This window comes from uncultured Enterococcus sp. (genome assembly GCF_913775425.1).
In the GTDB taxonomy this organism is placed as follows: Bacteria; Bacillota; Bacilli; order Lactobacillales; family Enterococcaceae; genus Enterococcus_G.
In genome coordinates this window covers 28,888-42,217 of the sequence record NZ_CAJYIS010000020.1, presented here as the reverse complement: position 1 = coordinate 42,217, position 13,330 = coordinate 28,888, and the positions used below count along the sequence as shown (strand labels likewise).

Sequence of the window (13,330 nt, the reverse complement as noted above, 5' to 3'; positions counted from 1 at the left end):
CTTTTCTCAACGTTGGTCGTGGTGAGAGCGTTGTGGAAAGTGATCTGATCCACGCGTTGACTCAAGAACAATTTGCCTTCGCTTCGCTTGATGTCACTGCTACAGAACCACTAGCACAAGATGATCCACTGTGGACGACCCCAAATTTAATGATCACTCCCCACATCTCTGGATATACGCCGCATTTTGAAACGAAATTTATGGAGATTTTTTTATCCAATCTAGTTGAATTTAAAAAGTCAAAACAGCTAGTAAAAAATCAAGTCGATCTCCAACAAGGATATTAAAATAAGGCTGTGACAACTGTCACAGCCTTTTTTATTTGCTTTCGTTAAAACGATACATTGGTTCATCCAATGATTCATCGTAATCGACAGTCAAATCATAACCTTTAAAGAACCAATCATCGCCCTTATCGATGAAAAATAGATACTCATCGTTTATAACTTGGATCATAGTTTCTTCAGGAGTCGCAACTGAAAGTCCAACAGAGAAGCCTTCATGTACATCTGTTTTCCCATAAACCTTTCCAAAAAATTGAATCCCCATTCCATTTTCTAAAACGATCTCACGCTTAAACCAATCCATTGCCTTGGGTGTAATTGTTAATTTCATCTTTTCACCTGTACTTTCTATTCATTCAATTTACGATCTAGTAGATCCACGTCATCGGCATTTCCGATCACGAGTAAATTATCATTTTCTAAAACGACCTCATCTGCAGCAGGAGAAACAATGATTTTTGCATTTGGACGTCTGATCGCAACGACCGTCAATCCATATTTTTGCCGGAAATTTAATTTTACCAAACTACAATTGAAAAATTTCGGATTGGTTACACGAATTTCTGCTAATGAAAACTCATCGGATAACTCAATAAAGTCCAAAATATTTTTTGAGACTAGATTATGCGCGATCCGTGTTCCCATATCTCGTTCTGGATGGACAACGCGATCAGCACCGACTTTTTCCAACACTCGAGCATGGTATTCATTTTGTGCTTTCGCTACGACATGAGGCACGCCCATTTCTTTGATCATTAGCGTCACTAAAATACTAGCTTGAATATCTTCTCCAATCGCGATAATCACATAGTCGAAATTCCGAATCCCTAATGAGCGCAAGACCGTTTCATCTTGTGCATTGCCCACTACAGCATATGTCGCGATGTTCATATACTCATTCACACGATCTTCGTTGGCATCGATCGCTAATACTTCTTGACCAGCTTCTGCTAATGTGCGGCAGATACTCCCGCCAAAACGTCCTAATCCAATAATGGCATAATTTTGTTTCACTTGACTATCTCCTCTACTCAAGATCCTTGTTTTATTATAACAAAGGTCATACTAACTTCCTACTAAGAAAACTCACACTTATTTTGCATAGCCATGCTTCAATGCATAAATAGCTGCTTGTGTGCGGTCTTCCACTTCTAATTTAGACAAAATGTTGGATACATGCGTTTTCACCGTTTTTAGTGTAATAAACAGTTCATCGGCGATCTCTTGGTTACTCTTACCTTCTGCAATCAATTGTAAGACTTCGCGTTCTCTAGTTGTCAATTCATCATGTAAATGAAAGGTTCGATTGGACAGTGCATTACTTAATTTTTCAGAGACTTCTGCTTCTAAAACCTTTTCTCCACGATTTGCCGCTCTAATTGCATCTGCTATTTCATGAGCAGCCGATGTCTTCAACAAGTACCCACTCGCACCTGCTTCGATTGCGGGATAAACTTTTTCATCATCGATAAAACTCGTTACAATCAAAATTTTGGCACTTGGCCATTGTGCCAGAATCTCTTTGGTTGCGGTGATCCCATCCATCTCTTCCATGACCAGATCCATCAAAATAACATCTGGGCGTAATTGAAGTGCTTTTTCTACTCCAATTGTACCATCTTCTGCTTCCGCAATCACTTCAATATCTTCTTGAATTGATAAGTAAGCCGAAACTCCTAAACGAACCATTTCATGATCATCAACTAACAACACCTGAATCATTTTCTTCCACTCCTTTTGTAAAAATTGGAATTTTAATCTCAACACTCGTTCCTTGATTTTTAAAACTAATAATTTTTAGCGTCCCACCAATGCTATGCACGCGTTCACGGATATTCATCAAGCCATAACTACCACTTTTGACCTCAGAAACATCAAATCCGATCCCATCATCGATAAATCGGAAAAGCAATAACTGATCCACTTGATGCAAATAGACCTCGACTTCTTTTGCTTTGGCATGGCGCAACGTATTTGAAAGCAATTCTTGGACGATGCGAAATACTTGATCTTCAACATTGCTTGCTACACTGACTTCTTGAATTTGCCAAGTAATTTGGATATTGACTTTTGTTTTTAATTCTACTAATAATTGCTCGATTCCTTTTTTTAATGTCTTTCCCTCAAGATTGATCGGACGTAAATGTAAAAGCAATGCACGCATTTCTGATTGTGCTTTATTGATGATATCTGTGATCATCGCGACCTGTTTTTGTTGAGTTTGAGGAACGTCATTCTTTTTTGCGACCTCGTTCATCGCCGAAAGCATCATCATCGCCGCAAAGAGCTCTTGTGAAACTGAATCATGTAACTCTCGCGCTAAGCGATGGCGTTCTGTTTCTAAAATTTCTTCTTTCGTTTGACCGTCTAGATGTAGCGGCTGAGCAGTGAGTCGTTGGATCTCAATTGAGATCGTACGCAATTGTTGTGTGATCGTTTGTAAATCGTAAAAAGGATCTTTTAAATAAGGATAGCGTTCCAAGTGCACTTGCATTCCTTGCTCTTCGATATCTCCACCAGCGACACGATGCAACGCTGTAGCTAGAGGTTTTAATAAGCGTTTTTGCCAATATCCCAAAATAAAAAACAGCATACTACCTCCAATAATGGCAATGATCAGTAAATATAAAATCACAGGCATAAATAAAATACGCCATTGGAAAAAATCAAATAACCATTCTTTTTGCATGCGACTTTGAAAAATACTGTTGGCTAAAAACATTGACATCGTAAACAAAAACAAAGTAAATAAAATCGAAATTAGCCACCTAACTGTACGTAGACTCATATTCGTATCACCTCAAGATCGCCAATCGCACTTTGCGATAAGATTTTGATACGGCGAATTCCTTCGTCATATGCTTTACTGTATGCTCTGTATTCTTCATTATGAAGCTCTACGATTTGATCCTCAAACGATACCGTGCCGAGTAACGCTTGATGTTGCAACATGACTTCGATTCCTGTTGGTACTAAGATGCGCGTCTTGCCAAAAAATTTCCGAACGATAATCACATTGTCTTTTTTAGGAAGTAAGGTATTTCCTAAATCGATGATCGTATCTCCTGAAAAAAGTGACAGTGAGATATCGTCCCATTCATAGATCGTTGTACCGATTCGTTGATCGCCAATAAACGGCTTTTTACTCACTGTTTGATTATGTGCAGTCGGTGGCTGCGTCTCAATAATCTTGATTTCTTTTTTCCCAAACCACTGCTTTGTAAAAAAAGCTGCTTGAGTTAGTTCAAACCCTTTCAACCCTAAAAAAATGACGACAAAAAGCAATAAAAAAACGACTGACGACGTATTGAGTAACCCATTTAGCACAAATAAGCCCCCAATGATCTGCCAAAGCCGTTTGTGTCTGCGTTTACTTCCCATATAGATGAGCGCGCCACCTAATACTAATAACAACAATAGATCCATTCGTTGTACTAACTGCCATAGAGAGGCTATGACTAAAATGGACGACACGATCCAAAAAAATTTCCACGAATTCCTCATGCCTTTTCCTCCTTTAGCTATCGATAGTATTATAGCAAAAAAAAAGACTTTTGCCGTCCTACCTAAGAATGAAAAAAGCAAGCTGTCTATATCGCCATGAGTGACACTTGCGATGATAGCCAACTTGCTTTATCCAAAGGTTTAATTTACTGCAATGGCAGTGATTTTAACGAGCATATCGCCACCAGGTGTTGAGATAGTGACTTCGTCATTGATTTTTTTCCCAATCAACGCTTGTGCGATTGGAGAATCATTTGAGATTTTCCCTGAAAACGGATCTGCTTCAGCACTTCCAACGATCGTGTAAACTTCTTCTTCGCCATCTGGCAATTCGATAAAGGTAACAGTTTTCCCGATCGATACTTCATCATTGTCTACACCGTCATTATCAATGATTTCAGCAAAACGAATCATTGTTTCTAATGTCGTGATTCTACCTTCCATAAATGCTTGTTCATCTTTTGCTGATTCATATTCAGAGTTTTCAGAAAGGTCCCCAAAACTACGAGCAATCTTGATACGCTCAATGATTTCGCCACGTTTGACCGTTTTTAATTCTTCTAATTCTTGTTCTAATTTTGCTTTACCTTCCAAAGTCATTGGATATACTTTTTCTACCATACTCATAGTTCTCCTTTGTGTTATTCTTTTTGATGTTACTGATTATCAACATATTTTGCTTGATTGACTAAATGTTCTTCGTACGTTTCTGCAAAATAAACTTTTCCAGTCGTAATATCAGCGACGAAATAATAATCATTATTCGCGTCAGGATTTAAGACTGCTTGAATCGCTTGTTCACTTGGATTATCAAATGGTCCTGGACCATACCCTTGATTGACATATAAATTGTACGGAGAATCCGTTTTGGTATCCTCGATCGTCACCAACTCTTTATGTTCACCTAATGCATACAAGATCGAAATATCTGACTGTAAAGGCATTCCCGCGTTTAAACGGTTGAAAAAGACTTGCGCAATCTTACGACGATCACTATCCGTCACACCTTCTTTTTCAACTAACGAAGCAAGCGTTAAGACTTCTTGAACAGTTAGATTTTTTTGACTGATCGTATCATAATAGGCAGACATGACTTCATTGGTTTTGGCAACCATATTTGTCACAAGCTCTTCTAGCGTCATCCCCGCATAAAAATCATAAGTCGCTGGGAATAGATACCCTTCTAAACGATAGCGTACGTCTGTAGCTTCTTTGGCACTATTCAATAAATCAGGATATTTTTCAACAAGTGCATCAAAAAATTCTTGATTACTCATCAGTGTTAAAAAGTCTGTTTTTTTGTACGTTGTTTTCTCCGCAATCACATCTCCGATTTGGTCGATATCGTATCCTTCTGGAATTGTTAGCTTGGCATCTGCTTGTTGCCCACTAGCGCCACCATTTTTCAACTCTTTTCCAATTTCTTCTAATGTCATACTTGGTGAAAAATCATACGTTCCTGCTTGAAAGCCAGTCAAGTTATTGAATTTCGTATAATAATTGAATACTGTACCACTTTTGATCACTTTTTTTTCTTCTAAAATTTCACCGATTGATTTATTTGAAGATCCAGTTGGGATCACCACTTCAATTTTTTGGTTACTTTTTTTATCTAACGGCTGCAAGCTCGTTGAGATGTAGCGATAGATGTTATACGTTAAAATCCCGCCTACGACCAATACGATCAACAATACGGTCAACGTGATCTTACGGACGATTTTATCCTCTTTTTTACGAAGTAAACGTTTGTCGTCTCTAGGAGTTGTCGCATTCTCTTCTGATATCAAGTGATTGTCATTGATTTCTTCTAGGTTATCCTTAGGTTTTTTCATTGATTATCTTCCTTATATTATATAGAATTTCTTGTACGCCTTGCTTTGCATGCGTTCTCACTAACTTGTACCATTATACATGAAAATAATTCAAATAAAAACAGCAATCAAGAAAAAGAGAGAAGAAACAAGGAATTCTTCAGATTTGGCACTCCTCTTAGACTTAAAAAAAACAGTGAAAGAGGATAGAATACTCTACCCTCTTTCACTCGATCGATCTTAAAAGATCAATACTTATTTTACTGCGTCTTTTAAAGCTTTACCTGGTTTGAATGCAGGAACTTTGCTTGCAGGAATTTTGATTTCTTCACCAGTTTGTGGGTTACGACCTTTACGTTCTGCACGAGTGCGGACTTCAAAGTTACCAAAACCGATTAATTGAACCTTTTCACCGTTAGCTAAAGCTTCTTGAATAGTAGAGAAGACTGCATCAACAGCTGCTGTTGCATCTTTCTTTGTTAGATCAGTTGCAGCTGCAACTTTTTCGATTAATTCTGCTTTGTTTGCCATGAGAGTTATTTCACCTCCTGAATAGGTTTTCTTTCATTTTTCTTGATCCTTTGAGTGGTCCAAAGAATCAAAATAATATTGACGAATAGGATCAATATTCTGATAATACGTTACCATAAGAATACTGTAATATCAAGGATTTCAGCGATTTTGTCGAAAAAAAGGAAAAAAACATCGAAAAATAAATATTCTTAAAAATTTTCTTTGTAAATTCACTTTTTTTATGCTAAAATCTACTATTTTCGGCGACGAGCAATGATTCTGATAGGTGTTCCTTCAAAAACAAAGGCTTTTCTGATTTGGTTTTCCAAGAAACGTGCATAAGAAAAATGCATCAATTCTTCTTCGTTTACAAAAATCACAAAGGTCGGTGGTTTCACTGCAACTTGTGTCGCATAGAAAATCTTCAATCGTTTGCCTTTATCTGTTGGTGTTGGATTGATCGCTACAGCATCCATAATGATATCGTTTAAGACAGCCGATGGAATACGTAGATTTTGATTCATACTGACTAATTCGATCAATTCTGGTAATTGGTGCAATCGTTGTTTGGTTTTTGCAGATACAAAAACGATCGGCGCATAATCTAAATATTGGAATTCTTCACGAATCTCTTTTTCAAAATCGCGCATCGTGTTGGTTTCTTTTTCAACAAGGTCCCATTTGTTGACGACGATCACTAAGCCTCGGCCTGCTTCATGCGCATACCCAGCTACACGTTTGTCTTGTTCACGAATACCTTCTTCAGCATTCAAGACCATCAAGACGACATCTGAACGTTCGATCGCACGCATCGCACGCATTACACTATATTTTTCAGTAGATTCATAGACTTTCCCACGTTTACGCATACCGGCTGTATCGATCATCGTAAATTCTTGACCAGACTCACTAACAAAGTTTGTATCGATAGCGTCACGTGTCGTTCCTTCGATATCCGATACGATCACACGGTCCTCACCTAAAATCGCATTGATCAAAGAAGATTTTCCAACATTTGGACGGCCAATCAAACTAAATTTAATAATACTATCGTCGACTTCTTCTACTTCAGTACTAAAATGTTTCACGGCTTCATCTAATACATCTCCTAGACCCAAACCATGACTTCCTGAAATCGGATAAGGTTCACCTAGCCCTAAAGCGTAAAATTCATAAATATCATTGCGCATTTCTGGGTTATCGACTTTATTGACCGCTAAAATCACTGGTTTTTTACTACGATATAAAATACGAGCAACCATTTCATCGGCATCCGTCACGCCTTCACGCGCGCTAGCTACTAAAATGATCACATCTGCTTCGTCGATTGCGATCTCTGCTTGATGTTTGATTTGATCCATAAATGGTTCATCACCAAGATCGATCCCACCAGTATCAATAATGCTAAATTCACGACCTAACCATTCGCCAGTCGCATAAATCCGGTCACGTGTCACACCGGGTGTATCTTCCACGATCGAAATACGTTCGCCTGCAATTCGGTTAAATACTGTTGATTTACCGACATTTGGACGACCTACGATCGCTATTGTTGGATTTGCCATATCTAATTTCCTCCATCTCACTTGAATCTTTTCTAGTTTACCCAATGATGCTTGAACTTGCAAGCTTTCTGTTAAGCTACTGAGAAAAAAGAGGATGTGACAGAAGTCTGTCACATCCTCTAAAAATCGAATAAATGGTGTTCCAAAATCAATCAGCTAGTGAATTACCAAAAATGATTGAGCTAATTTTTTGGAGCTGTCCATTTTCGTTACAGCATCGCGCATTAAATTTTTAAGAAACGACGCATTGAAATCACAGAACCGATCGAACCAATCAAAATCCCGATCACTACTACTCCCAGTGCTGCAGGTAAAATAAAACTTCCTGGTGATACAAGTTCGTAATTTGACCGCATCATCACGGGATTGGCAACGTAATAAAATTGTTGATACCCAAAAACGATAATCGCTACCGGTACGATCGCACCTAATAGACCGATCCATCCGCCCTCTAAAAAGAACGGCCAGCGAATGTATCCATTTTTAGCTCCAACTAATCGCATGATTTGAATCTCGCGTTGACGCGAAATGATGGTAATCCGGATCGTATTGGAGATCAAAAACATTGCAATAAATAACAACATCAAAGATCCAATTAACCCCCAAGTTCGTACGCCTTTTGCGATACTAAAGATCTTATCGGAAAGGTCATCTCCGTAACGTGCATCTTGGACATATTTCGTTAAACTTTTTGCCTCATTAGTAATCCCTTTAACGTATTGTGGATCAACGGCGCTGACGATATACACATCATGCAGTGGATTATCTTGTTCAAACAAGTCCCACGCTTTTCCGTAGCTGCCTTTAATTTTGGCTAATTGTTCATCTTTACTAGAAAATGTCACTTTATCTACGTGATCGATCGCATTTAATTCTTTTTCTAATTCTTTACGATCCGCTTCATTTGCTCCAGTAACGACAAAGACAGACACATCTACGTTTTTTTCCATGTCATCAGCTAATTTTACTGCATTCATGATAATCGCAGCAAATACAGCTAAGAGTGCTAACGTGATCGTCACTGCACTGATAGCAGAAATCGACATCCATCCATTACGACGTAAACTCTTGATACTTTCTGTTAAATGACGAAAGAATGTTCTAATCATCGTATCCATATTCTCCTTCCGCTTGATCTCGAATGATCCGACCATTTTCAATCGCGATCACTCGATGGCGAATCGTATTTACGATCGTACTATTATGTGTTGCCATCACAACGGTTGTTCCTTGTGAGTTGATCCGATCTAATAAACGCATGATTTCCCATGAATTTTCAGGATCAAGGTTTCCGGTTGGTTCATCTGCAATCAACACTTTCGGTTTATTGACGATTGCACGTGCAATACTAACCCGTTGTTGCTCTCCCCCAGATAACTCACTTGGAAAAACGCGGACTTTATGCTTTAATCCCACTAAGTCCAACACTTCCATTACCCGTTTTTTGATTTCACGCTGTTTTTTGCCTGTTACTTGCATCGCATAGGCTACATTTTCATAAACAGTTTTTTTCGATAGCAGTTTATAATCTTGAAACACCACGCCGATTTCACGTCGTAGATAAGGAATATCACGATTTTTAATTTTTAATAAATTGTAACCAGCAACAGTCAACATTCCTTTTGTTGCTTTCTCTTCTCGATACATTAATTTGATAAACGTCGATTTACCAGCTCCTGAAGGGCCAACTACGTAAACGAACTCACCTTGATCAATTGTAATCGAAATATTGCGGATGGCGGTTGTACCATTAGAGTACTTTTTTAAAACATCCTTCATTTCAATCATGCTTTTCAATCCTTTCCCATACCGAATCAGTGTATCACAGCAGTATTGCAAGCTATTTGCAGTAAATTACAAATAGATTGCAATTTTATAACTTTTTATTTTTTATTCATTGGTTAGTTTACGTTTTAGATAAGCATCGATGAACCCATCTAGATCGCCATCCATCACAGCTTGAACATTTCCTGTTTCATAGTTGGTACGATGATCTTTTACCATCGAATAGGGATGAAAAACGTACGAACGGATCTGAGAACCCCAACCGATCTCCATTTGTTCACCGCGAAGTGCTGCGGCTTCTTGTTCTTGTTTTTCTACTTCCAACTGATACAACTTTGCTTTTAACATGCTCATCGCTTGTTCTCTATTTTTCAATTGTGAGCGTTGTGCTTGACTAGCCACAACCGTATTCGTAGGAAGATGGGTGATACGAACAGCTGACTCTGTTTTATTGATATGCTGACCTCCAGCACCACTTGCGCGATAGGTATCGATTTTTAGATCATCTGTATTGATCGCAATATCAATCGTAGCATCGAGTTCTGGCATCACATCGACTGAACAAAAAGAAGTATGACGACGACTAGCAGAATCAAATGGTGAAATCCGAACGAGACGATGTACGCCTTTTTCTGATTTCAAATACCCATACGCATTGTGTCCTTTGATCAATAACGTCACACTTTTGATTCCTGCTTCATCGCCAGCTAGATAATCTAAAGTTTCGACTTGGAATCCTTCCTTATCCGCCCAACGTTGATACATGCGCAACAACATACTTCCCCAGTCTTGTGACTCCGTTCCACCTGCACCTGGATGCAATTCCAAAATGGCATGGTTATGGTCATAAGGTTCATCTAGTAGCATCGCTAGTTCGTAAGTATTCATTTTTTCAGTTAATTGATCCAGTCCTGCGATCAATTCTGCCTCGATACTTTCATCTGGCTCTTCTTGTAGCATCTCTAACATCACTTCTAATTCCTCTAAAGCTTCTGCTAGTGCATGGAATTGATCGTATGCTTCTTTATTGACATTGTTCTCATTGATGACTTTTTGTGCGGCCATCGTGTCATCCCAAAATCCAGGTTCAGCCATTCTTTGTTCTGCAATCGAGATCGCTTCTTCTAATTGATCTAAGTCAAAGAGACCCCCTAAAGCTATTGATTTTTGTTTGCATTTCTGCGATTTGATTACGCATTTCACTGATTTCCATGTGGTTCCTCCTTATAAATAAACGAATAAAAAGCTGGTCCTAAATATGCGGCCAGCTTTTTATCTACTATAATCCTTTTCCGTGGCAGTTTTTAAATTTTTTGCCGCTACCGCAAGGGCAAGGATCGTTACGACCAACTTTATCAAAGGCTGTCGGTTGCGCTTCATTGACAGGTTCTGTATCCCCTTGAGCTACTTGTTCACGTTGAACGTTTTGACGAATTTCCGCCTTCATAAACAGACGTGTCACTTCGTATTCTATGGCTCCAACCATCGCTTCAAACATGGAATATCCTTCTGTTTGATATTCGACTAATGGATTGTTTTGACCATAGGCACGTAACCCGATCGACTGACGCAATTGATCCATCGCATCGATATGATCGGTCCATTTTGAATCGACTACGCGTAGAATAACGACTTTCTCAAATTCAAGTAGTTGTTCAGGACTATTCAATTGATCGACTTTTTCATCAAATACCGTTTTCGCACGATCAAATAGATAAGTTTTGATTTCTTCAGCAGATTTTCCTTTTAGATCTTCGATTGCGATCGAATCTTCATGAACCAAAACACTACCAGCAAAATCAACCATACCTTCATAGTTCCACTGTGCTTCTTCTAGTTGCGTGTGGCTATCTACAACGCGCGCAATCGTACGTTTGACCATATTTAGTAATGGTTCAGATAAAGAGACTTCTTCCATAATCACTTGTTGGCGTTGTTTGTAGATGACTTCACGTTGTTCACGCATCACATCATCGTATTGCAAGACATTTTTACGCGTATCATAGTTATTTCCTTCAACACGTTTTTGTGCTGATTCGACTTGTTTTGACAACATTTTACTTTGGATCACAGCATCTTCTTCATCGATTCGTAAACGTTCTAAGAACATTTTGATTCGTTCAGAACCAAAACGTTTCATCAAGTCATCTTCCAAGGATAGATAAAATTGTGAAACACCTGGATCTCCTTGTCGTCCCGCACGTCCACGTAATTGATTATCGATACGACGTGATTCATGACGCTCTGTTCCGATTACAGCTAGTCCGCCAACTTCTTCTACACCTAAACCTAGCTTGATATCGGTCCCACGACCAGCCATATTGGTTGCGATCGTAACCGCACCTTTTTGACCCGCGTTTAAAACGATTTCTGCTTCTTTAAAGTGGTTTTTCGCATTTAAGACTTCATGAGGTACTTTTTCTTTTGTTAGCAATTGCGACAATAACTCAGATGTCTCAACGGCTACGGTTCCGACTAAGACAGGTTGGCCTTTGCGGTAACGTTCTTTGATGTCTTGAACAACTGCTTGAAATTTCGTTTGCAGTGTTGGATAAAGTAGATCCGCACGGTCATCACGAACGACTGGGCGGTTTGTTGGGATTTGGACAACTTGGATATTATAGATTTCTCTAAATTCTTCTTCTTCTGTTTTAGCAGTCCCGGTCATTCCAGATAATTTTTCATACATTCTAAAGAAATTTTGGAATGTGATCGACGCCATTGTTTTGGTCTCATCTTCGATCTCTACGCCTTCTTTGGCCTCGATCGCTTGGTGCAACCCATCTGAATAACGACGACCATCCATGATACGACCTGTAAATTGGTCAACGATCATGACTTTATTCTCTTGTACCACATAATCGATATCTAAAATCATAATGTAATTGGCACGCAATGCTTGGTCTAAATGATGCGTCAACGCTGTGTTTTCTAAATCATATAAATTGTTTAAATTAAAGGCTTTTTCCGCTTTTTCGATCCCTTGCTCTGTGAAGCTGATTGTTTTTGATTGTAAATCGATTTTATAATCTTCTTCTTCTTTCAATCGTTTTACAAAACTATCTGCTCGTGTATAAAGCGCGGTTGATTTTTCTGCTTGTCCAGAAATAATCAACGGTGTTCTTGCTTCATCGATTAAGATTGAATCGACTTCATCTACGATCGCATAGTTTAATGGTCGTTGCACCATTTGATTACGATACACGACCATATTGTCTCGTAAATAATCAAAACCTAGTTCATTATTTGTACTATATGTGATATCACACGCATAAGCGGCGCGTTTTTCTTCTGAAGATTTTGAGTTGATATTTAGCCCAACTGTCATTCCTAAGAAATTGTACAACTCACCCATTTCCGTTGAATCACGTGTTGCTAAATATTCATTTACAGTAACTACATGTACCCCTTTACCAGACAGAGCATTTAAATATACTGGCATCGTAGCAGTCAATGTTTTCCCTTCACCCGTACGCATTTCTGGGATATTTCCATCGTGCAACACGATTCCTCCCATTAACTGTACTTTATAAGGATAAAGACCTAAAACACGTTTTGCTGCTTCACGAACAACAGCAAAAGCTTCAGGTAATAAGTCATCTAAAGTCTCACCTTTTTGATAACGATTGCGAAACTCATCTGTTTTTGCTTGTAACGCTGCATCATCTAGATTTGCCATTTGATCCGCGTAGCTATCGATTTTTTTTGCAATTTGTTCTAAACGTTTGATTTCTTTTTTATCATTTTCAATTAATGTTTTCAAAAAATTTGCCATTCGTATATATATCTCCTTCGCGTCAATTTCATGTAAAACGACAGTCTTCAAGTTATTTTATCATTACTTGCACAGAAAAGGAACATTTTCTAC

Annotated in this window: 14 protein-coding genes; 1 reads left to right on the top strand and 13 read right to left on the bottom strand. The window is 38.6% G+C overall.

The features are described 5' to 3' along the window. Positions 1 to 287 (top strand): NAD(P)-dependent oxidoreductase (locus QZ413_RS02350; protein WP_297075896.1); only part of this gene is annotated, 287 nt, incomplete at its 5' end. A 31-nt stretch (positions 288 to 318) separates the two neighbouring features. On the opposite strand, the gene QZ413_RS02345 is transcribed toward QZ413_RS02350, so the two are convergent. From QZ413_RS02345 to secA, 13 genes are all read right to left on the bottom strand, one after another. Then, positions 319 to 615 (bottom strand): HesB/YadR/YfhF family protein, encoded by a 297-nt coding sequence (locus QZ413_RS02345; protein WP_297075893.1) that lies wholly within the window; start codon positions 613 to 615, stop codon positions 319 to 321. A gap of 17 nt (positions 616 to 632) precedes the next feature. Further along, positions 633 to 1,298 carry a TrkA family potassium uptake protein gene (locus tag QZ413_RS02340; RefSeq protein ID WP_297075892.1) on the bottom strand — a complete coding sequence of 222 codons (666 nt, stop codon included), beginning with the start codon at positions 1,296 to 1,298 and terminating at the stop codon, positions 633 to 635. Positions 1,299 to 1,376: 78 nt separating this feature from the next. After that, positions 1,377 to 2,006 carry a response regulator transcription factor gene (locus QZ413_RS02335; RefSeq protein WP_297075890.1) on the bottom strand — a complete coding sequence of 210 codons (630 nt, stop codon included), beginning with the start codon at positions 2,004 to 2,006 and terminating at the stop codon, positions 1,377 to 1,379. Further along, positions 1,984 to 3,072: a sensor histidine kinase gene (locus tag QZ413_RS02330; protein WP_297075888.1), complete on the bottom strand. Its 1,089-nt coding sequence runs from the start codon at positions 3,070 to 3,072 to the stop codon at positions 1,984 to 1,986. The genes QZ413_RS02335 and QZ413_RS02330 overlap by 23 nt, the downstream gene beginning before the upstream one ends. After that, positions 3,069 to 3,788 (bottom strand): cell wall-active antibiotics response protein LiaF, encoded by a 720-nt coding sequence (gene liaF, locus QZ413_RS02325; protein WP_297075885.1) that lies wholly within the window; start codon positions 3,786 to 3,788, stop codon positions 3,069 to 3,071. Before liaF ends, QZ413_RS02330 begins: the two co-directional genes overlap by 4 nt. Before the next feature lie 141 nt (positions 3,789 to 3,929). Further along, complete coding sequence (greA, locus tag QZ413_RS02320) at positions 3,930 to 4,409, bottom strand: transcription elongation factor GreA (RefSeq protein WP_297075882.1); 480 nt, start codon at positions 4,407 to 4,409, stop codon at positions 3,930 to 3,932. A 35-nt stretch (positions 4,410 to 4,444) separates the two neighbouring features. Then, entirely contained in the window at positions 4,445 to 5,620 is a 1,176-nt protein-coding gene (gene mltG / locus QZ413_RS02315) for an endolytic transglycosylase MltG (RefSeq protein ID WP_297075879.1), read from the bottom strand. 234 nt (positions 5,621 to 5,854) lie between these two features. Further along, complete coding sequence (locus QZ413_RS02310) at positions 5,855 to 6,130, bottom strand: HU family DNA-binding protein (protein WP_016185760.1); 276 nt, start codon at positions 6,128 to 6,130, stop codon at positions 5,855 to 5,857. A 236-nt stretch (positions 6,131 to 6,366) separates the two neighbouring features. After that, positions 6,367 to 7,677 carry a ribosome biogenesis GTPase Der gene (der, locus tag QZ413_RS02305; RefSeq protein ID WP_297075874.1) on the bottom strand — a complete coding sequence of 437 codons (1,311 nt, stop codon included), beginning with the start codon at positions 7,675 to 7,677 and terminating at the stop codon, positions 6,367 to 6,369. Positions 7,678 to 7,901: 224 nt separating this feature from the next. Further along, positions 7,902 to 8,786 carry a permease-like cell division protein FtsX gene (gene ftsX / locus QZ413_RS02300; protein ID WP_297075899.1) on the bottom strand — a complete coding sequence of 295 codons (885 nt, stop codon included), beginning with the start codon at positions 8,784 to 8,786 and terminating at the stop codon, positions 7,902 to 7,904. Continuing rightward, positions 8,779 to 9,465, bottom strand: a complete 687-nt coding sequence (gene ftsE, locus QZ413_RS02295) for a cell division ATP-binding protein FtsE (protein WP_297075871.1) — start codon at positions 9,463 to 9,465, stop codon at positions 8,779 to 8,781. The genes ftsX and ftsE overlap by 8 nt, the downstream gene beginning before the upstream one ends. Positions 9,466 to 9,567: 102 nt before the next feature. Then, a protein-coding gene (gene prfB / locus QZ413_RS02290) for a peptide chain release factor 2 (RefSeq protein ID WP_297075869.1) occupies positions 9,568 to 10,675 on the bottom strand; the annotation gives its coding sequence in 2 pieces (ribosomal slippage) (positions 9,568 to 10,602 and positions 10,604 to 10,675; 1,107 coding nt in all). 66 nt (positions 10,676 to 10,741) lie between these two features. Then, positions 10,742 to 13,237, bottom strand: a complete 2,496-nt coding sequence (gene secA, locus QZ413_RS02285) for a preprotein translocase subunit SecA (protein ID WP_297075865.1) — start codon at positions 13,235 to 13,237, stop codon at positions 10,742 to 10,744. Positions 13,238 to 13,330 lie beyond the last annotated feature (93 nt).

Coding starts and splice junctions, on each gene's coding strand:
- QZ413_RS02345 (WP_297075893.1), bottom strand. CDS start 615: ATGAAATTAACAATTACACCCAAGGCAATGGATTGGTTTAAGCGTGAG.
- QZ413_RS02335 (WP_297075890.1), bottom strand. CDS start 2,006: ATGATTCAGGTGTTGTTAGTTGATGATCATGAAATGGTTCGTTTAGGA.
- QZ413_RS02330 (WP_297075888.1), bottom strand. CDS start 3,072: ATGAGTCTACGTACAGTTAGGTGGCTAATTTCGATTTTATTTACTTTG.
- liaF (WP_297075885.1), bottom strand. CDS start 3,788: ATGAGGAATTCGTGGAAATTTTTTTGGATCGTGTCGTCCATTTTAGTC.
- greA (WP_297075882.1), bottom strand. CDS start 4,409: ATGGTAGAAAAAGTATATCCAATGACTTTGGAAGGTAAAGCAAAATTA.
- mltG (WP_297075879.1), bottom strand. CDS start 5,620: ATGAAAAAACCTAAGGATAACCTAGAAGAAATCAATGACAATCACTTG.
- QZ413_RS02310 (WP_016185760.1), bottom strand. CDS start 6,130: ATGGCAAACAAAGCAGAATTAATCGAAAAAGTTGCAGCTGCAACTGAT.
- der (WP_297075874.1), bottom strand. CDS start 7,677: ATGGCAAATCCAACAATAGCGATCGTAGGTCGTCCAAATGTCGGTAAA.
- ftsX (WP_297075899.1), bottom strand. CDS start 8,786: ATGATTAGAACATTCTTTCGTCATTTAACAGAAAGTATCAAGAGTTTA.
- ftsE (WP_297075871.1), bottom strand. CDS start 9,465: ATGATTGAAATGAAGGATGTTTTAAAAAAGTACTCTAATGGTACAACC.
- secA (WP_297075865.1), bottom strand. CDS start 13,237: ATGGCAAATTTTTTGAAAACATTAATTGAAAATGATAAAAAAGAAATC.